The organism is Cellulomonas sp. P1_C4 (genome assembly GCF_056406355.1).
On record NZ_JBFUAI010000011.1, the window covers coordinates 20,923 to 39,680 of the forward strand.

The following is an 18,758-nucleotide window of genomic DNA, read 5'->3' on the forward strand; positions in this document are numbered from 1 at the left end:
GTCAGCCCTTCTTCTGCCGGACGATCTGCTCCTGCTCGACCTCGACCTCGGCGCCGTCGTCGACGGAGCCGACCAGCGTCGAGCCGTCACCCACGAGGAACCCGTTGCGGAACTCGTCGATCGCGTCGCCGAGAGCCTTCTCGGTGTCGTCCTCGAGCTTGCCGGTCGACGCGATGGTCGACAGGACCTCGGTGTTGCGGCGCAGGTGGTCGAGCAGCTCGGTTTCGAACCGGCGGACGTCGGCCAGCGGGACGTCGTCCAGCTTGCCCTTCGTGCCGGCCCAGATCGACGCGACCTGGTCCTCGACCGGGTACGGCGAGTACTGCGCCTGCTTGAGCAGCTCCATGAGGCGGGCGCCACGGGTCAGCTGCGCGCGGGACGCCGCGTCGAGGTCGGACGCGAACATCGCGAACGCCTCGAGCGAGCGGAACTGCGCGAGGTCCAGCTTCAGCGTGCCGGAGACCTTCTTCATCGCCTTGACCTGCGCGGCGCCACCGACGCGGGACACCGAGATGCCCACGTCGACGGCCGGGCGCTGGTCGGCGTTGAACAGGTCCGACTGCAGGAAGATCTGGCCGTCCGTGATGGAGATGACGTTGGTCGGGATGTACGCCGACACGTCGTTGGCCTTGGTCTCGATGACCGGCAGACCCGTCATCGAGCCGCCGCCCAGGTCGTCGGAGAGCTTGGCGCAACGCTCGAGCAGGCGGGAGTGCAGGTAGAAGACGTCACCGGGGTACGCCTCGCGGCCCGGCGGGCGGCGCAGCAGCAGCGACACGGCACGGTAGGCCTCGGCCTGCTTGGACAGGTCGTCGAAGACGATGAGGACGTGCTTGCCCTGGTACATCCAGTGCTGGCCGATGGCCGAGCCGGTGTAGGGCGCGAGGTACTTGAAGCCGGCCGGGTCGGACGCGGGGGCCGCGACGATGGTCGTGTACTCGAGCGCGCCGGCCTCCTCCAGGGCGCCGCGGACGGCGGCGATGGTGGAGCCCTTCTGGCCGATGGCGACGTAGATGCAGCGGACCTGCTGCTTCGGGTCGCCGGTCTCCCAGTTGGCCTTCTGGTTGATGATCGTGTCGATCGCGATCGCCGTCTTGCCGGTCTGGCGGTCGCCGATGATGAGCTGGCGCTGGCCGCGGCCGATCGGGATCATCGCGTCGATGGCCTTGAGGCCGGTCTGCAGCGGCTCGTCGACCGACTTGCGGTGCATGACGCCGGGGGCCTGCAGCTCGAGGGCGCGGCGGCCCTCGGTCTTCAGCTCGCCGAGGCCGTCGATCGGCTGGCCCAGCGGGTCGACGACGCGGCCGAGGTAGCCGTCACCGATCGGGACGGAGAGGACCTCGCCCGTGCGGCGGACCTCCTGGCCCTCCTCGATGCCGGTGAACTCGCCCAGGACGACGACGCCGATCTCGCGGACGTCGAGGTTGAGCGCGAGGCCGAGCGTGCCGTCCTCGAAGCGGAGCAGCTCGTTCGCCATCGCGCCCGGGAGTCCCTCGACCTGCGCGATGCCGTCGGCGGTCAGCGTCACGCGGCCGACCTCTTCGGACACCACGCCGGTCGGCTCGTAGGACTTCACGAAGCTGTCCAGCGCGGCCCGGATCTCGTCCGGCCGGATCGTCAGCTCAGCCATTGCTCTTCTCCTGTCGCGACCGCCGGTCGGGCGGTCAAAGTGTCGTACACGTCGTTCAAGGGGCCGGCCTGGGGCCGATACTCAGCTGGCAAGTCGTCGTCGTGCGTCGGCGAGCCTGGCGAGCACGGTCGAGTCGACCACGTCCGCGCCCACCTGGATGCGCAGTCCCCCGAGGATCTCGGGGTCCACGGTCACGTTGAGCTGCAGGTCCTGCCCGTACGCCTGCTGCAAGATGCTGCCGAGGCGCTCCAGCTGGGCGGGCGAGAGCTCGCTGCCCGACGTCACGGACGCCACGAGGCGCTCACGACGCGCGGCTGCGAGATCGGCCACGTGGCCGAGCGTCGCGACGAAGCGGCGACCGCGGGGGGCCTCCGCCGCGCGCCGGGCCACCGCGAGGGTGGCGTCGGCGACCTTGCCCCGCAGGAGGTTCTCCGCGAGGTCGGCGCGCTTGTCGCCGGGGACCCGGGGGTCGAACAGCGCCTGCCGCACCTCGCGCTGGCCGACGAGCGACCGCGTGATGCGGAACAGCTCGTCCTCGACCCGCTCGAGCTGGCCGCCGGCCTGCGCCGACACGAGCAGGGCGTCGAAGCCCAGCCGCTCGACGGCGTCGACCAGGTCCTCGGCCGACGACCAGTGCGCCTGCGCGAGCAGGGTCACCACGTCGACGACGCGCTTGTCGGACCGGGCGAGCACGCCCGCCACCAGGCCGGCCTTGGCGCCCGACTCGATGGACTGGTCCGACAGGGTCCGCCGCAGCGAGCCCGAGGAGTCCAGCGCGTCCACGACGGCGAACAGCTGCTCGCCGAGCGTGATCGCCTGCGTGCCCGCCGCGGCCAGCACCGGCTCGAACCGGACCTGTGCCGCGGACAGGGACGCCAGACTCGTGCCGCGCATCAGTTCTCCTTGCCTGCGCTCGTCGCTGCCGTGGACGCCTCGAGGTCGGCCAGGAAGCGGTCGACCACGCGCGACTGCCGCGCGGCGTCCTCGAGCGACTCGCCGACGATCTTGGAGGCGAGGTCGGTGGCGAGCGCACCCACGTCGGCACGCAGCGAGACCGCCGCCTGCTGACGCTCGGCCTCGATCTGGCGCTGGGCCGTCTCGACCGTGCGCGCCGCCTCGGATGCTGCCTTCGCCTTGAGCTCGGTGACAATGGCACCGCCCTCGGCGCGGGCGGCCTCCTTGATGCGGGCGGCCTCCGTGCGGGCGTCGGCGAGCTGCTGCTCGTACTCGGCACGCAGAGCAGCGGCCTCGGCCTGGGCAGCCTCGGCGTGCTGCAGCCCGCCTTCGATCTTCTCCGTGCGCTCATCGAGGATCGCCTGGAACTTCGGCAGGGCGTACTTGATGAACACGAGGCCGATGATCACCACGATGACCAGGGACCAGACGATGTCGTAGGTCTCCGGCAGGAGGGGGTTGATGTCCTCCGTCTCGGTGGCCGCCGCCACGCTGTGCGCGGCAGCGACGAGCTGCGCGGTGATCACTTCAAGAAGAACGGCGTGGCGATGGCGAGCAGAGCGAGGATCTCGATGAACGCCAGACCGATGAACATGGTGGAGCGCAGCTGGCCGGACATCTCAGGCTGGCGCGCCATGCCCTCGATCGTCTTGCCGAACAGGATGCCGAGGCCGATGCCGGGGCCGATAGCCGCGAGACCGTAGCCGACGAGGGCGAGACCGGTGATTTCCACTGGATCTGGTTCCTTTCATCTGCGCGCCGCTCGGCGCGTCCGTTTGCGGGCGACGACCCGGGGATCAGGCCGTCGCGGGTTCGATCAGTGATCTTCGACGGTCGCCATCTGCAGGTAGACGGCCGTGAGGATCGCGAAGACGTACGCCTGCAGGGCTGCCACGAAGACCTCGAGCAGGAAGAACCCGAAGCCGGCGACGAAGGTCACGACGCCGAAGGCCTTGAGACCGGCCGAAGCCTCGAAGAGGAGGAAGGAGGTGGCGGCGAAGCACAGCGCCAGCAGGAGGTGACCCGCGAGCATGTTGGCCAGGAGCCGGATGACCAGCGTGGCGGGCCGCAGGATGAAGACCTGCAGGAACTCCACCGGCGTCAGCAGGATGTAGATCGGCCACGGGACGCCCGGGGGGAACAGGCTGTGCTTGAGGTACCCACCGACGCCGAACTTCTTGACGCCCTCGTACTGGTACACGACGTAGACCCAGAGCGCGAAGATGATCGGCAGGCCGATCACCGAGGTGCCCGCGATGTTGAGGAACGGGATCACGCCGGTGATGTTGAAGACGAGCACGGCGAAGAAGATCGTCGTGATCATGGGGACGTACTTCTTGCCCTCTTTCTCGCCGAGGATCTCGTACGCGATCGAGTTGCGGCAGAAGTCCAGGCCCATCTCGAGGACGTTCTGGAAACGGCCGGGGACCAGCTTCGCGCGCCGGGCGCCGATAACGAACACCAGCAGCAGCGCGATGACGGCGACGAACCGGACCAGGATGATCCGGTTGATCTCGAACGGGGTGCCCTCGAACAAGATGGCCGGCGGGAAGAAGTCGATGAGCGACGGGGCGTGGAAGCCCCCGCTACCGTCTTCCTCCGCGGCGAGCGGCAGGATCGTCGCAAGGCTGAACAGGGCGGTCTCCTGTGGTCGTGGGCGCCGAGTGCCGCATCAGTGCGGGCACGAGCACGGCGTCGGGCCGTCTTGGATGGGAGGAAGCCTAACCTATGAACCGGCTTGGTCCGGACCCGCTCCAGCGCTGCCCGACGGCCCCTGGGAGGGTGCCTGACCCGCCGCCGGCTCGAAGTACCCGACCCGTCCGCGCGACACCGCGCGGGCGTCCAGGACGGCCGACCCGATGACCCCGAGGAGCATGACGATCGCCAGCACCTGCGGGTTGTAGAAGTCGAGCGGCTTGAGGGCCACGAGCAGCACGATCACCACGATGATCTTCACCAGCCAGGCGCCGAGGATGACCGCCATCATGGTCGCGGGCGCCGAGTGCGTGGTGCGCTGGACCGAGATCACGGTGGTCCCCGAGAACAGCAGCGCGACGCCGACGCCGATCAGCGCACCCCAGACCCCGGGCAGGCCGTCGACGAGGTAGCCGACGAGCACGCCGGCCACCGTGAGGACGCTGAGCAGCAGGAGCATGTCCCGCAACGCCTGGCGGAAGACGAGGTCGGTCGAAGAGGGGGTCGTGCTCATCGTGGTGCAGCCTCCAGAGGCGGTGTGGCGGCCCGGCCGCGCAGCGGCCCGAGCGTCAGCAGGATGGCGGCGAGCACGGCTGCGCCGAAAGCGATGAGCACCACGGTCGTCGACCAGCGCACGAGGGCGGCGACCCCGAAGGCGAACACCGCGGTCCACACGTACATGATCGCGACGGCACGGCGGTGGGAGTGGCCGAGCTGCAGCATCCGGTGGTGCAGGTGCATGCGGTCGGGGTGGAACGGCGACTTGCCGGCGCCGACGCGGCGGATGATCGCCAGCCCCATGTCGAGCAGCGGGAGCAGCAGCACCGCGAACGGCAGGAGCATCGGCAGGAACGCGGGGAACCGCTGCCGCTGGAGCACCTGCTCGGGGTCGATCTGCCCGGTGACGACGATGGCCGCGGCGCTGAACACGAAGCCGAGCAGCATGGCCCCGGAGTCGCCCATGAAGATGCGCGCCGGGTAGACGTTGTGCGGCAGGAAGCCGATGCACGCGCCCACCAGTACCGCGAGCACGAGCGTGGCCAGGTTGGCGTTGGCGTAGGCGCCCGGGTTGGCGCCCTCGGTCAGCAGGTACGCGTAGAGGAAGAAGGCGGTCCCGCCGATGGCCAGCACCCCGGCCGCGAGCCCGTCCAGGCCGTCGACGAAGTTCACGGCGTTCATCGCGATGACCACGGTGAGCACCGTGAGGAACATGGCCATCCGGGTCGAGCCGAGGGTCGGCATGCTGCCCGTCGGCAGCTGGTAGACCAGCACGCCCTGCCAGGCCAGGAACCCTCCCGCGAGCACCTGGCCCATGAGCTTGGTCAGCCAGTCGAGGTCCCAGATGTCGTCGGCCACGCCCAGGGCACACACGATCGCGGCGCCACCGACGATGCCGACGAGCGGCCGAGGGTTGGAGTACACGCCCTCGAGGAACGGCAGCCGGCTCGCCATGATGATCGCCACGAGGATGCCGGCGAACATGGCCATGCCGCCCAGCCGCGGCGTCGGGATGGCGTGCACGTCCCGGTCGCGGACCGCGGTGATCGCCCCCCAGCGCAGCGCGCACCACCGGGCCACGGGGGTCATGAGGTACGCGACCGTCGCCGAGATCATGAGGGCGAGCAGGTAGACCCTCACGCGGTGGTCCCCTCGACGGGGGTGACCTCGCACAGCTGCTCGAGGCTCAGCGCGCCGGCCCGGACCAGCCGCAGCGTGGCACCGGTGGCGTCGACGATGCTCGAGGCGACCTGGCCCGGGGCGTCGCCGCCGTCGAGGTAGACCGCCACGGAGTCGCCCAGCTGGTCGTACGCCTGCTGGGCCGTGACCGCCGCGGGCGAGCCGGTGGTGTTGGCGCTGGAGACCGCGAGCGGACCCGTGCGGCGCAGCAGCGCCAGGGCGGTCTCGTGGTCGGGGACGCGCAGCGCGACCGTGCCGCGGGTCTCCCCCAGGTCCCAGGCGAGCGACGGCTGCGCGCGGACGATGAGCGTGAGCCCGCCCGGCCAGAACGCCTGGGCCAGGGCCCGCGCGCCCGCGGGCACGTCGGTGGCCAGGCCGTCGAGCGTGCGCACGTCGGGGATGAGCACCGGCGGGGGCATCTGTCGGCCCCGGCCCTTGGCGTCCAGGAGCGCCTGCACGGCGGGCGGGGTGAAGGCGTCGGCGGCGATCCCGTAGACCGTGTCCGTCGGCAGCACGACGAGGCCCCCGCGCGACAGGGCGTTGACCGCCTCGTCGAGCGCGGGGCCCCAGGTCGTGGGGTCGCTCGCGGGGGTGATCCGGTCGTTCACGGCGCCGAGTCTGTCACGTGGAGACGGGCGGCCCGGCGCGCGACGAGCATCCGGGGGCGGCCGGTGAGGTCCGGTCGGGACTCGACGTCGACGAATGCGCCGGTGGCGAGCGCGTCGGCCCGCGCGGCGGCGTCCTGCACCTCGGCGTGCTCCATGACCAGCAGTCCGCCGGGGACCAGCAGCCGCGCGGCGGCGCGCAGGACCGCGCGCGGCACCTCCAGGCCGTCGAGGCCGCCGCCGTAGAGGGCGAGGTCGGGGTCGTGGTCGCGCACCTCGGGGTCCACCGGCTCGGCGTCCGGCGGGATGTAGGGCGGGTTGGCGACGAGCACGTCGACCGTGCCGTCGAGCGCGCTCAGCAGCGTCGGGTCGGCGACGTCGCCGTGCTCGACGCGCAGGGTCGCGCCGTTGTGCTCGGCGTTGCGCCGCGTCAGGTCCACGGCCTCGGGCGACAGGTCCACCGCGACGACCCGGGCGCCCCGGACCTCGGTGGCCACCGCCACGGCGATGCCGCCGGCGCCGCAGCAGAGGTCGACGACGAGCGGGTCGGTGAGCCGGGCCGCCTCGTCGATGGCGACCTGCGCGACCACCTCGGTCTCCGGCCGTGGGACGAAGACCCCCGCCTCGACCAGCAGGGTCAGGTAGCGGAACCCGGTGGTGCCGACGAGGTGCTGCAGCGGCTCGCGCAGGCGGCGACGCTCGACCAGGCCCGCGAACTGCTCCGCGAAGCCGTCGGGTACCGGCGGCGCCAGAGCGAGCTCGAGCCGCTCCTGCCCGAGCACGTGCGCGGCCAGCGCGGTCGCGTCGTGCCGCGGCGACGGCACGCCCGCCTCGGCGAGCAGCCGCGTCGCGCCCTCGACCAGCGCGCGCATGTCGGGTCCGGTCATGAGTCGCCCGCGGCGGCCAGGCGCGCGGCCTCGTCGGCGTCGATCGCGGACTGCACGACGGGCCCCAGCTCGCCGMCCAGGACGGTGTCGAGGTTGTACGCCTTGTAGCCCGTGCGGTGGTCGGCGATGCGGTTCTCCGGGAAGTTGTACGTCCGGATGCGCTCGGAGCGGTCGACCGTGCGGACCTGCGACCGGCGCGCCTCGCTCGCGGCGGCGGCGGCCTCCTCCTGGCGAGCGGCCAGGATCCGGGCGCGCAGCACGCGCATGCCGGCCTCCCGGTTCTGCAGCTGCGACTTCTCGTTCTGCATGGACACGACGATGCCCGTGGGCAGGTGCGTGATGCGGACGGCCGAGTCGGTCGTGTTGACCGACTGCCCGCCCGGGCCGGAGGAGCGGTACACGTCGATGCGCAGGTCGTTCGCGTCGATGGCGACCTCGGCCTCGTCCTCGGCCTCGGGGAACACGAGGACGCCGGCCGCGGAGGTGTGGATGCGGCCCTGCGACTCGGTGACGGGGACGCGCTGGACGCGGTGCACGCCGCCCTCGTACTTCAGGTGCGCCCAGACCCCGTCCTCGGGAGCGACCGTCCCACGGGCCTTGATCGCCAGCTGCGCGTCCTTGTAGCCGCCGAGGTCCGACTCGGTGGCGCCGAGCAGCTGCGTCGCCCAGCCCATCTTCTCGGCGTACCGCGTGTACATCCGCAGCAGGTCCGCGGCGAACAGCGCCGACTCCTCGCCGCCCTCCCCCGCCTTGACCTCGAGGATGACGTCACGCGCGTCGTCGGGGTCGCGCGGGATGAGGACCTCGCGCAGCCGCGCGGACGCCGCGTTCGCGGCCTCCTGCAGGCTCGGCAGCTCGGCGGCGAAGCTCTCGTCGACCTCGGCCAGCTCGGCCGCGGCGTCGGCGTCGTCGGCCGCCGCCCGCCACGCGGTGTACGCCTGCGCGACCCGGCCCAGCTCGGCGTACCGGCGGCCCAGCCTGCGCGCGTTCGCGGCGTCCGCGTGCACCGCGGGGTCGGCCAGCTGGGCCTCGATCTGCGCGTGCTCGGCGAGCAGCGGCTCGGCGGCGGCGAATGCCTCGCTCATCCTCGTGTCCTCTGGCTCGATCGGGCTCCGACAACGACGCAGCGCCGGTGCCCTCGCGGACACCGCCATGGAGGGCGGTCGTCCGCGCCGGGCACCGGCGCTGCGGGAGTGCTAGTTGGCGGCCTTCTTGCCGTACCGCGCCTCGAACCGGGCCACGCGGCCACCGGTGTCGAGAATCTTCTGCTTGCCCGTGTAGAACGGGTGGCAGGCGCTGCAGACGTCGGCGTGGATCTTGCCGGAGGTCACGGTCGAACGCGTGACGAAGGTGCTGCCACAGGTGCAGGTGACCTCGGTCAGGACGTACGCGGGGTGGATGTCAGCCTTCACGAAAACTTCTCCTCGGGTGGATGTCTCCGGGTCCGGACGCGCGAGACGGCGCCGGTGAACCGCAGACCAGCGAACCATTGTGCCAGAACAGCGGGACCGCCCGAAATCATCCCGGGCGCTCGCTCCATGAAGTACGTCACGCGCGCTCAGAACTTCTGCGCGTCGAGCCTGGCCAGCTCGTCCTCGACGTCGAAGTCCGCGGGCGGCCAACCGAGGTGCAGGCCCTCGAGTGCGTCGCGCAGCAGGCGCCCGACGGCCAGCCGCGCGTACCACTTGTTGTCCGCCGGCACCGCGTACCACGGCGCGTGCTCCGTGCTCGTGCGGTCGAGGACGGCCTGGTACGCCTCGCGGTACGCCGGCCACTTGGCCCGCTCGTCGATGTCGCCGGGGTTGAACTTCCAGTACTTGTCCGGGCGCTCCAGGCGCTCGCGCAGCCGGGCCTTCTGCTCCTCGGGCGAGACGAGAAGGGCCACCTTGACGATCACCGTGCCCGAGTCGACGACCTCCTGCTCGAACGCGTTGATCTCGTCGTACCGCGGCTCCCACACCTCGGGCGGCACCAGCTTGTTCACGCGCACCACCAGCACGTCCTCGTAGTGCGACCGGTCGAACACCCCGATGTGCCCGCCGCTGGGCAGCGCCTCGCGGATGCGCTGGAGGTAGTGCTGCGACCGCTCCTTCTCCGTCGGCACCCCGAAGGAGTGCAGCTGGACGCCCTGCGGGTCCACCAGGCCGAGCACGTGCCGGACGATCCCGCCCTTGCCCGCGGTGTCCATGCCCTGCAGGACCAGCAGCACCGAGCGGTTGCCACCCGCGCGGCCCTGGGCGAAGAGCCGCTCCTGCGCGTCGCTCAGGTGCTCCCCGTCGGCGACCAGCCGCTTGTCGGCCGCCTCCTCGCTATGCTCCCAGCCCGGCGTCGCGGACAGGTCCGCTCTCGCCAGGTCGTACCCGGGCCTGACGCGCAGGACCTCGCGCGGGGGTGTGCTCCACGACTTCGCCATCGAAACGCCTCCTGGGTGCGCAGCGGACGAGTGCACGGTAGCGGGACGACGACGGCCCCGCTCCCCTGACCGGGGAACGGGGCCGTGCGCAGGTCAGGTCAGTCGCTGCCGGGCGTCGTCTTCTGCACCTGGAGCAGGAACTCGACGTTCGACTTGGTCTCGCGGAGCTTGCCGATGAGCAGCTCGATGGCCTGGGTCTGGTCGAGCGCACCCATCACGCGGCGCAGCTTGTAGATGATCTTCAGCTCGTCGTGCGGCATGAGGATCTCCTCGCGGCGGGTGCCCGACGCGTTGACGTCGACCGCCGGGAAGATGCGCTTGTCGGCCAGGCCGCGGGAGAGCCGGAGCTCCATGTTCCCGGTGCCCTTGAACTCCTCGAAGATGACCTCGTCCATCTTGGAGCCCGTCTCCACCAGCGCCGAGGCGAGGATGGTGAGCGAGCCGCCGTGCTCGATGTTGCGGGCCGCGCCGAAGAACCGCTTGGGCGGGTAGAGCGCCGAGGCGTCGACACCACCCGACAGGATGCGCCCGGACGCCGGTGCGGCCAGGTTGTAGGCCCGCGAGAGGCGGGTCAGCGAGTCGAGCAGCACGACGACGTCCTGGCCCAGCTCGACCAGGCGCTTGGCGCGCTCGATGGCGAGCTCGGCGACGATCGTGTGGTCCGAGGCGGGGCGGTCGAAGGTCGAGGCGATGACCTCACCCTTGACCGTCCGCTCCATGTCCGTGACCTCTTCGGGGCGCTCGTCGACGAGCACGACCATGAGGTGGACCTCGGGGTTGTTGGTCGTGATCGCGTTCGCGATCTGCTGCATGATGATCGTCTTGCCGGCCTTGGGGGGCGCGACGATGAGGCCGCGCTGGCCCTTGCCGATGGGCGCGACGATGTCGATCACGCGCGGCGACAGCTTGCCGGAGTCGCTCTCGAGGCGCAGGCGCTCCTGCGGGTACAGCGGCGTGAGCTTGTTGAACTCGGGGCGCACGCGGGCGCCGTCCGGCTCCAGGCCGTTGACCGAGTCGAGGCGGACCAGCGCGTTGAACTTGCTGGGCCGGTTGCCCTGCGCCGGCGGCGGCTGCTCGCCCTCGCGGGGCTGGCGCACGGCGCCGGTGACGGCGTCGCCGCGGCGCAGGCCGTAGCGCTTGACCTGGTTGAGCGAGACGTACACGTCGTTCGCGCTGGGCAGGTAGCCGGTGGTGCGGACGAACGCGTAGCTGTCCATCAGGTCGAGGATGCCGGCGACGGGGAGCAGGACGTCGTCGTCGTTGACCTCGATGTCGTCCAGGCCGGCGAGCTCGCCGGGTCCCGGGCGTCCGCGGGTTCCGCGGCCCTTGCGGTCGCGGTCACGGTCGCGATAGCGGTCACGCGAGCGCCGACGACGACCGCCGCGCTCGTCGAGGCCGTCCTCGTCCTGGTCGCGGCGCGGCTGGGTGCCCTGCTGCGGGTTGGCCTGCTGGACGTTGCCGCCCTGCTGACGGGCGCCCTGCTGGGCGTCGCGCTGCTGGCTGCCCTGGCGCTCGCCCTGCTGGGAGTCGCGCTGCTGGCGCTCCTGGCCGTTGGCCTGGGTCGGCTGGCCGTTGGTCTGGGCGCGGTCGGCCTCGTCGCCCTGCGGGGCTCCGGCGCCGCGGCCGGCCCGGCGCGAACGCCGCTCCCCGGTCACGCCGCCGACGGCGTCGGCGGCACGCGCCGCGCGGTCGTCGCGGTGCTCGACGGGTGCGAGCTTGGCGTCGAGCGCGGCCTCGAGGCCGGCCAGCGCGTCGCCGCGAGGGGCACGCGCGGGACGCTCCTGCGAGGTGGCGGGGGCGTCGACCGTCAGGTCGAGCTGGGGCGCCTCGGTGCGCGGCGCGMGCCCGCGACGCGCGGGGGCGTCGGCGACCGCCACGGTCTCGGCACGGCGCGGCTCGAGGGCCTGCGGCCGAGAGCCGCCGCGGGCGTCCGAGATGGCCTGGACGAGGTCGCCCTTGCGCATCTTGGACGTGCCCTTGACGCCCAGCTCGGACGCCATCGCCTGCAGCTCGGGCAGGCGGAGCGCCGAGATCCCGGCGCTGCGGGCGGACCCGCCGGTGGTGCTCACGGCGGGTTCGATGGTGTCTGTCACGAAGGACCCTTCCCCTCGTCGGTGGCCGGGACCCGATGAGACGGGGATCGGCCGACGTCCGGTCGCGGTGACCGAGACGGTGTTGGAGCCACACGCGCTGCGTACGACGACGTCTGCGCGCGGTGGGCTGGATCGTTCCCGGATCGTCTACTCACTCTGAGGCGGCCGGTCACTGACGACGCGGGCCACCGGAGGACGAGATCCGGGGAACGCATCGATGTTATCACTGTCGGCTCGGCCACCCTCCCGGGTGAACGACCTGGCTGTACTTCACCCGGTCAACCCACCCGCAGGACGGTCGCACCCTCGCGATCCACCGGGAGCGGCAGGATCTGCCAGCCCCCCATGGCGCCGCCGAACGCGGCGCGCACGGCATCGTCTGCGTCGGTCGCCACAACGCCGCCGGCGGGGTTCGTGTTCCCGAGCCGCCGCGCGAGCACCAGGACCGTCGGGCCCGCACCGGACACGACCGCAGCGACGCCGCGGGCCCGCAGGACGTCCACGAGCGCGAGCGAGCCCGGCATCACCGCGCGCCGGTACTCCTGGTGCAGCCGGTCCTGCGTGGCGGCGAGCAGCAGCTCGGGGCGCCGGCCCAGGGCCTCGACCAGCAGCGCTGCCCGTCCGGCTTGGAACGCGGCGTCGGCGTGCGGGACCGTCGCCGGGAGGACCCCGCGGGCGGCCTTCGTGGACAGGTGGTGCGGCGGGACGACCGCGAGCAGCGCCACGTCGGCGTGCACCGCGAGGTCGACCGCCCGGAACCGGTCGTCGCGCCAGGCGAGGGTCGCGCCGCCGAGCACCGCGGGCGCGGCGTTGTCGGGGTGGCCCTCGATCTGTGCCGCGAGGTCCAGCGCGACGTCGTCGGACAGCGCGTCGGGGTCCGCGATCAGCCCGCGGGCCGCGACGATGCCGGCGACCACGGCCGCGGCGGACGAGCCCAGACCGCGGCCGTGCGGGATCCGGTTGTGGCACACCAGGTGCAGGCCGGTCTGCGACGCGCCGACCAGGTCGAGGGCGGCCCGCAGCGAGCTGATCACCAGGTGCTGCTCGTCGTCGGGAACCTGCCCGGCCCCCTCCCCCGTGACCTCCACCTTGACGCCCGGCGAGGCGAGCGCCCGCACCTCGAGCTCGTCGTACAGCCCGAGGGCGATGCCGAACGCGTCGAACCCCGGTCCGAGGTTGGCGCTGGTGGCGGGGACGCGGACGCGGACGTGGTCCGCACCCAGGCGCATCGCGAGCCTCAGTCCAGGCCGAGGGCGGTGGCGATGGACACCACGTCCGACGAGATACGCACCGGCACGACGTCGCCGCCGTCGGGCGTGCGAAGCGCCCACTGCGGGTCCTTGAGCCCGTGCCCGGTGACCGTGATGACGATCCTCGCGCCGGCCGGCACGCGGCCCTCGTCGCTCAGGCGCAGCAGGCCCGCCACGCCGGACGCCGAGGCGGGCTCCACGAAGATGCCGACCTCGGCCGACAGCACGCGGTGCGCGGCGAGGATCTCCTCGTCGGTGACCGCCTCGATGAGGCCGCCGGACGAGTCCCGCGCCTCCTCGGCCTGGTGCCAGGACGCGGGGTTGCCGATGCGGATCGCCGTGGCGATGGTCTCGGGGTGGTCGATCGGGTGGCCCTTGACGAGCGGGGCGGCGCCGGCGGCCTGGAAGCCCCACATGATCGGGGTCTTCGTCGCACCGGCCGCGTGGGACGCACCCGCGTCGAGGCCCGCGTACTCGCGGTAGCCCTTCCAGTACGCGGTGATGTTGCCGGCGTTGCCGACGGGCAGCACGTGGATGTCCGGGGCGTCGCCCAGCGCGTCGACGATCTCGAACGCGGCCGTCTTCTGGCCCTCGATGCGGTCGGGGTTGACCGAGTTCACCAGCTCGACCGGGTACGCCTCGGCCAGCTTGCGGGCCGCGACCAGGCAGTCGTCGAAGTTGCCGTCGACCTGCAGCAGCGTCGCGCCGTGCGCGACGGCCTGGCTCAGCTTGCCCATCGCGATCTTGCCGTCCGGCACCAGCACCGCGCAGACCATGCCCGCGCGCGTGGCGTAGGCCGCGGCCGACGCCGAGGTGTTGCCGGTCGACGCGCACACGACGGCCTTGGCGCCGCGACCGGCCGCCGCCGACATCGCCGTCGTCATGCCGCGATCTTTGAACGAGCCGGTCGGGTTCATGCCCTCGACCTTGATGAACACCTCGGCGCCGGTGCGCTGCGAGAGCGTCGGCGACGGAACGAGCGGCGTGCCGCCMTCCCCCAGCGTGACGATGCGCTCCTGGACGTGCGCGGGCAGGCGGTCGGCGTACTCGGCGATGACGCCGCGCCACTGGTGGGCCATCAGGCTCCCTCGACTCTCAGGACGGACACGACACGTCGGACGACGTCGAGGCCGGCGATGGCGTCGACGGTGCTGCGCAGGGCGTGCTCGGGAGCGACGTGCGTGGTGATGACCAGGCGCGCGAAGTCGGCGTCGGGCGTCTCCTTCACCGGCGACTGGCGGACGGCCTCGATCGACACGTCGTGCGACGCCAGCACGGCGGCCACCGTCGCGAGGACGCCGGGGCGGTCCGCGACCTCGAGCCGGACCTGGTACCGGGTCCGCGCGGCGGCCGCGGGCAGCACGGGCAGCTCGGCGTACCGGGACTCGACGGGGCCCTTGCCGCCGAGCACGCGGTGCCGGGCCACGGAGACGACGTCGCCCAGGACGGCCGAGGCCGTGGGCTCCCCGCCCGCGCCGCGCCCGTAGAACATGAGCTCGCCGGCGGCCTCGGCCTCGACGAACACCGCGTTGTAGGCGCCGCGGACGCCGGCCAGCGGGTGGCCGACGGGCACGAGCGCGGGGTGCACGCGGACCTGCACGCCCTCGACACCATCGGCGGACCCGCGCTCGGCGATGGCGAGCAGCTTGAGGACGTAGCCGGTGCGCTGCGCCCACAGGACGTCGTCGGCCGTCAGCGACGTGATGCCCTCGCGGGACACGTCGTCGATGGACACGCGCGTGTGGAACGCGAGCGACGCGAGGATCGCCGCTTTGGCCGCGGCGTCGTACCCCTCGACGTCGGCTGTCGGGTCCGCCTCGGCGTAGCCCAGCGCCTGGGCCTGCTTGACCGCCTGGTCGAGATCCAGGCCCTCCGACGCCATCTTGTCGAGCACGTAGTTGGTGGTGCCGTTGACGATCCCGAGCACGCGCGTCACGCGGTCGCCCGCGAGCGACTCGCGCACCGGGCGCACGATCGGGATGGCACCGGCGACGGCGGCCTCGAAGTACAGGTCCACGCCCGCCTCGTCGGCAGCCGCGTAGAGCGTGGGACCGTCCTGCGCGAGCAGGGCCTTGTTGGCGGTGACCACCGACGCGCCGCCCGCGATCGCCCGCAGCAGCAGGCTCCGGGCGGGCTCGATCCCGCCCATGACCTCGACCACGACGTCGGCGCGCTCGACGAGCGACTCGGCGTCGGTGGTCAGCAGCGCGCGGTCGACGATCTCGTCCCGCGGGGCGTCGACGTCGCGGACCGCGACACCGACCAGCTCGAGCGGCGTGCCGACCCGGGAGGCCAGGTCCGACGCCTGCGTCGTGAGCAGCCGCACCACTTCCGTGCCGACGACGCCGCAGCCGAGGACGGCGACGCGCAGGGGCGGGTGGGCGGGCACGGGCGAGGGCACGGGACGCACCTCCTGATCGGGTCGGGCGGGAGCGCCCCCAGGATAGGGGTGCGTCCCGACCCGTGGGACGCGCGGTCCGACCGGTGAGCCGGGTCAGCCGAGGTCGAGCGCCAGAAGGTCGTCCTCGGTCTCGCGGCGGACCAGGACACGGGAGGTTCCGTCCGCGACGGCGATGACCGGCGGGCGCGGGACGTGGTTGTAGTTGGACGCCATCGACCGCCCGTAGGCGCCCGTCGCGGCGACCGCCAGCAGGTCGCCCGCGCGGACGTCGGCGGGCAGCTGCACCTCGTGCACGAGGATGTCGCCGCTCTCGCAGTGCTTGCCGACGACGCGCGCGAGCACCGTGTCGCCGCTCGCGAGCCGACCGACGACCTCCGCGTGGTACTGCGCGCCGTACAGAGCGGGCCGGATGTTGTCGCTCATGCCGCCGTCGATCGAGACGTACGTGCGGGTGCGGCCGTCGTCGATCCGGACGGGCTTGACCGTGCCGACTGTGTAGAGCGTGAGGCCGGCGGGCCCGACGACCGCGCGGCCGGGCTCGATGGAGAACCGCGGCAGCGGGGTGCCGAGCTCGGAGGCGCTCGCCGCGACGGAGGCCGCGACGTCCTTGGCGATCCGGTCGGGGTCGAGCGCGACCTCCCCGGGCAGGTAGGCGATGCCGTAGCCGCCGCCGAGGTCGACCTCGTCGACCAGCACGCCGGTCCGCTCGGCCAGCTGGGCGCGCAGCGTGAGCACCGCACGCGCGGCGACCTCGAAGCCCGACGGGTCGAGGATCTGGGAGCCGATGTGCGAGTGGATGCCGAGCAGCCGCAGCTCGGGCCTCGCCAGCACGGCGAGCAGCCCGCGCATGGCCGGGCTGTCGCCCTCCGCGGACGCGATCGAGAGGCCGAACTTCTGGTCCTCGTGGGCCGTGGAGATGTACTCGTGGCCGCCCGCGTGCACGCCCGTGGTCACCCGGACCATCACGGGTGCGGGACGGTCGACGGACGCGGCGTCGGCGACCCGCTCGATCTCGACCAGCGAGTCGACGATGATCCGGCCGACGCCGGCGTCGAGCGCGCGCGCGATCTCCGCGTCCGACTTGTTGTTGCCGTGCAGGCCGATGTCCGCCCCGGGGACGCCGGCACGCAGCGCGACGGCGAGCTCGCCGCCCGTCGCCGTGTCGACGCGCAGGCCCTCCTCGTGCACCCAGCGCGCGACCGCGACGCTCAGGAACGCCTTGCCCGCGTAGTACACGTCGACGCCGGCGCCGATCTCGGCGAACGCCGTCTCGAACGCGCGGCGGTAGCCCCGGGCGCGGGCGCGCAGGTCGGCCTCGTCGAGGACGTAGGCGGGGGTGCCGTGCTCGGCCGCGAGCGTCCGGACGTCGACGCCGGCCACGCTCACGATGCCGTCCGCACCCCGCGCGACGCCCGCGGACCAGGGCTCGCCGGGGATGTACGTGGTCACATGCGGTCCGGGGCGGTGACGCCGAGCAGGCCGAGCCCGTTCGCGAGGACCTGGCGGGTGGCGTCGTTGAGCCACAGCCGGGTGCGGTGCGCGTCGGTGACGGGCTCGTCGCCCTCGGGGACCACGCGGCGCTTCTGGTCGTACCACTTGTGGTACGACCCGGCGAGCTCCTCCAGGTAGCGCGCGACGCGGTGTGGCTCGCGCAGCTCGGCAGCCTGCGCGACGACCCGCGGGAGCTCCGCGATCTGGCCGATGAGCACCGACTCGCTCGGGTGGTCGAGCAGCGAGGCGTCGAAGCCGTCCTCGCGGCGCACGCCGGCGTCGGCCGCGTTGCGGGCCACGCTCGACGTGCGCGCGTGGGCGTACTGGACGTAGAACACCGGGTTCTCGTTGGTCGCGCGCGTGAGCAGGTCCAGGTCGAGGTCGATGCTCGAGTCCGCCGACGAGCGCGCCAGCGCGTACCGGGCCGCGTCCACGCCCACGGCGTCGACGAGGTCGTCGATGGTGACGACGGTGCCGGCGCGCTTGCTCATCCGGACGGGTGCGCCGTCCTTGACCAGGTTCACCAGCTGCCCGATGAGGATCTCGAGGTTGACCCCGGGGGTGTCGCCGAACGCGGCGCAGACCGCCATCATCCGACCGATGTACCCATGGTGGTCGGCCCCGAGCATGATCACGACGCGGTCGAACCCGCGCTCGCGCTTGTCGAGGTAGTAGGCGATGTCGCCGGCGATGTAGGCGGCCTCGCCGTTGGACCGGATGATCACGCGGTCCCGGTCGTCGCCGAACGTCGTCGTGCGCAGCCACACCGCGCCGTCGGCCTCGAAGATGTGGCCGAGCTCGCGCAACCGGGCGATCGCGTGGTCGACGGCGCCCGACTCGTGCAGCGAGTCCTCGTGAAAGTAGACGTCGAAGTGGACGCCGAAGTCCTCGAGGGACGTGCGGATCTCCGCGAACATCAGCTCGACGCCGCGCGCTCGGAAGGCCTCGTTCGCCTCGTCGGCAGGCAGCGTGCGCGGGTCGGGCTCGCCGGCGGCCAGGGCGTCGGCCACCACCTGCTCGGCGATCTCGCTGATGTACTGGCCGCCGTAGCCGTCCTCGGGCGCGTCCTGGCCCAGCGCGCGGGCGAGCAGCGAGCGCGAGAAGCGGTCGATCTGCGCGCCGTGGTCGTTGAAGTAGTACTCGCGGGCGACGGATGCGCCGGACGCCTGGAGCACGCGGGCGAGGCTGTCGCCGACCGCCGCCCAGCGCACGCCGCCGATGTGCAGCGGGCCGGTCGGGTTGGCCGAGACGAACTCGAGGTTGAGCGAGACGCCGGCCAGCGTCTCGTTCTGGCCGTACTGCGCGCCCTGCTCGACGACCGAGCGGGCGAGCTCGCCGGCGGCGGACGCCTCGAGCCGGATGTTGAGGAAGCCGGGGCCGGCCACCTCGACCTCGGACACCCCGGGGGTGTTGGTCAGGCGGCGCGCCAGCTCCTCCGCGAACGCGCGCGGGTTGGTGCCGGCCTTCTTCGCCAGCTGCATCGCCACGTTGGTCGCCCAGTCGCCGTGCTCGCGCTGCCGGGGTCGCTCGAGGTGCACGGTCGCGGGGATCGCGGCGGGGTCGAGGGCGAACGTGCCGTCGTCGACGGCGTGCACGAGGGCGGCCTTGAGGGCCTCGGAAAGCTGGGCGGGAGTCACCGGAGAAGGGTACCGAGCCGCCGGG

General features: G+C 72.6%; 18 protein-coding genes. All 18 read right to left on the reverse strand.

Annotated elements, in window-relative coordinates; all coding sequences use genetic code 11:
* Position 1: 1 nt before the first annotated feature.
* Positions 2-1,630, reverse strand: a complete 1,629-nt coding sequence (gene atpA / locus AC1DYZ_RS10185; RefSeq protein WP_477065086.1) for a F0F1 ATP synthase subunit alpha — start codon at positions 1,628-1,630, stop codon at positions 2-4.
* An 81-nt stretch (positions 1,631-1,711) separates the two neighbouring features.
* Complete coding sequence (locus AC1DYZ_RS10190; protein WP_477065087.1) at positions 1,712-2,524, reverse strand: F0F1 ATP synthase subunit delta; 813 nt, start codon at positions 2,522-2,524, stop codon at positions 1,712-1,714.
* Positions 2,524-3,108, reverse strand: a complete 585-nt coding sequence (locus tag AC1DYZ_RS10195; RefSeq protein ID WP_477065182.1) for a F0F1 ATP synthase subunit B — start codon at positions 3,106-3,108, stop codon at positions 2,524-2,526. Before AC1DYZ_RS10195 ends, AC1DYZ_RS10190 begins: the two co-directional genes overlap by 1 nt.
* Positions 3,108-3,317: an ATP synthase F0 subunit C gene (gene atpE / locus AC1DYZ_RS10200; protein WP_370504580.1), complete on the reverse strand. Its 210-nt coding sequence runs from the start codon at positions 3,315-3,317 to the stop codon at positions 3,108-3,110. Before atpE ends, AC1DYZ_RS10195 begins: the two co-directional genes overlap by 1 nt.
* Before the next feature lie 84 nt (positions 3,318-3,401).
* Positions 3,402-4,220, reverse strand: a complete 819-nt coding sequence (atpB, locus tag AC1DYZ_RS10205) for a F0F1 ATP synthase subunit A (RefSeq protein ID WP_477065183.1) — start codon at positions 4,218-4,220, stop codon at positions 3,402-3,404.
* Between the two features lie 90 nt (positions 4,221-4,310).
* Positions 4,311-4,793, reverse strand: a complete 483-nt coding sequence (locus AC1DYZ_RS10210) for a hypothetical protein (RefSeq protein WP_477065088.1) — start codon at positions 4,791-4,793, stop codon at positions 4,311-4,313.
* Positions 4,790-5,917, reverse strand: a complete 1,128-nt coding sequence (locus tag AC1DYZ_RS10215) for a glycosyltransferase family 4 protein (RefSeq protein WP_477065089.1) — start codon at positions 5,915-5,917, stop codon at positions 4,790-4,792. Before AC1DYZ_RS10215 ends, AC1DYZ_RS10210 begins: the two co-directional genes overlap by 4 nt.
* Positions 5,914-6,564, reverse strand: coding sequence for an L-threonylcarbamoyladenylate synthase (locus AC1DYZ_RS10220; RefSeq protein ID WP_477065090.1), 651 nt, complete (start codon positions 6,562-6,564; stop codon positions 5,914-5,916). Before AC1DYZ_RS10220 ends, AC1DYZ_RS10215 begins: the two co-directional genes overlap by 4 nt.
* Complete coding sequence (gene prmC / locus AC1DYZ_RS10225; RefSeq protein ID WP_477065091.1) at positions 6,561-7,448, reverse strand: peptide chain release factor N(5)-glutamine methyltransferase; 888 nt, start codon at positions 7,446-7,448, stop codon at positions 6,561-6,563. Before prmC ends, AC1DYZ_RS10220 begins: the two co-directional genes overlap by 4 nt.
* Positions 7,445-8,533: a peptide chain release factor 1 gene (gene prfA / locus AC1DYZ_RS10230; RefSeq protein ID WP_477065092.1), complete on the reverse strand. Its 1,089-nt coding sequence runs from the start codon at positions 8,531-8,533 to the stop codon at positions 7,445-7,447. The genes prmC and prfA overlap by 4 nt, the downstream gene beginning before the upstream one ends.
* A gap of 111 nt (positions 8,534-8,644) precedes the next feature.
* Positions 8,645-8,860 (reverse strand): 50S ribosomal protein L31, encoded by a 216-nt coding sequence (gene rpmE, locus AC1DYZ_RS10235; RefSeq protein WP_456823338.1) that lies wholly within the window; start codon positions 8,858-8,860, stop codon positions 8,645-8,647.
* Between the two features lie 146 nt (positions 8,861-9,006).
* Positions 9,007-9,861, reverse strand: a complete 855-nt coding sequence (locus AC1DYZ_RS10240; RefSeq protein ID WP_477065093.1) for a PPK2 family polyphosphate kinase — start codon at positions 9,859-9,861, stop codon at positions 9,007-9,009.
* Between the two features lie 98 nt (positions 9,862-9,959).
* The gene (rho, locus tag AC1DYZ_RS10245; RefSeq protein ID WP_477065094.1) at positions 9,960-11,954 is read right to left on the reverse strand and encodes a transcription termination factor Rho; all 1,995 of its coding nucleotides are present in this window, start codon (positions 11,952-11,954) and stop codon (positions 9,960-9,962) included.
* Positions 11,955-12,232: 278 nt separating this feature from the next.
* Positions 12,233-13,183, reverse strand: a complete 951-nt coding sequence (thrB, locus tag AC1DYZ_RS10250; RefSeq protein WP_477065095.1) for a homoserine kinase — start codon at positions 13,181-13,183, stop codon at positions 12,233-12,235.
* An 8-nt stretch (positions 13,184-13,191) separates the two neighbouring features.
* Positions 13,192-14,283, reverse strand: coding sequence for a threonine synthase (thrC, locus tag AC1DYZ_RS10255; RefSeq protein WP_477065096.1), 1,092 nt, complete (start codon positions 14,281-14,283; stop codon positions 13,192-13,194).
* Positions 14,283-15,605, reverse strand: coding sequence for a homoserine dehydrogenase (locus tag AC1DYZ_RS10260; RefSeq protein WP_477065097.1), 1,323 nt, complete (start codon positions 15,603-15,605; stop codon positions 14,283-14,285). The genes thrC and AC1DYZ_RS10260 overlap by 1 nt, the downstream gene beginning before the upstream one ends.
* 93 nt (positions 15,606-15,698) lie before the next feature.
* A complete protein-coding gene (gene lysA / locus AC1DYZ_RS10265) occupies positions 15,699-17,054 on the reverse strand; it encodes a diaminopimelate decarboxylase (protein WP_477065098.1) in 1,356 nt (451 codons plus the stop codon).
* Complete coding sequence (gene argS / locus AC1DYZ_RS10270; protein ID WP_477065099.1) at positions 17,051-18,733, reverse strand: arginine--tRNA ligase; 1,683 nt, start codon at positions 18,731-18,733, stop codon at positions 17,051-17,053. Before argS ends, lysA begins: the two co-directional genes overlap by 4 nt.
* Positions 18,734-18,758 lie beyond the last annotated feature (25 nt).

What these genes read in the sequence shown, in the direction of transcription:
- prmC (WP_477065091.1), bottom strand. Translation starts at nt 7,448, where the DNA reads ATGACCGGACCCGACATGCGCGCGCTGGTCGAGGGCGCGACGCGGCTG.
- AC1DYZ_RS10190 (WP_477065087.1), bottom strand. Translation starts at nt 2,524, where the DNA reads ATGCGCGGCACGAGTCTGGCGTCCCTGTCCGCGGCACAGGTCCGGTTC.
- thrB (WP_477065095.1), bottom strand. Translation starts at nt 13,183, where the DNA reads ATGCGCCTGGGTGCGGACCACGTCCGCGTCCGCGTCCCCGCCACCAGC.
- AC1DYZ_RS10210 (WP_477065088.1), bottom strand. Translation starts at nt 4,793, where the DNA reads ATGAGCACGACCCCCTCTTCGACCGACCTCGTCTTCCGCCAGGCGTTG.
- AC1DYZ_RS10240 (WP_477065093.1), bottom strand. Translation starts at nt 9,861, where the DNA reads ATGGCGAAGTCGTGGAGCACACCCCCGCGCGAGGTCCTGCGCGTCAGG.
- atpA (WP_477065086.1), bottom strand. Translation starts at nt 1,630, where the DNA reads ATGGCTGAGCTGACGATCCGGCCGGACGAGATCCGGGCCGCGCTGGAC.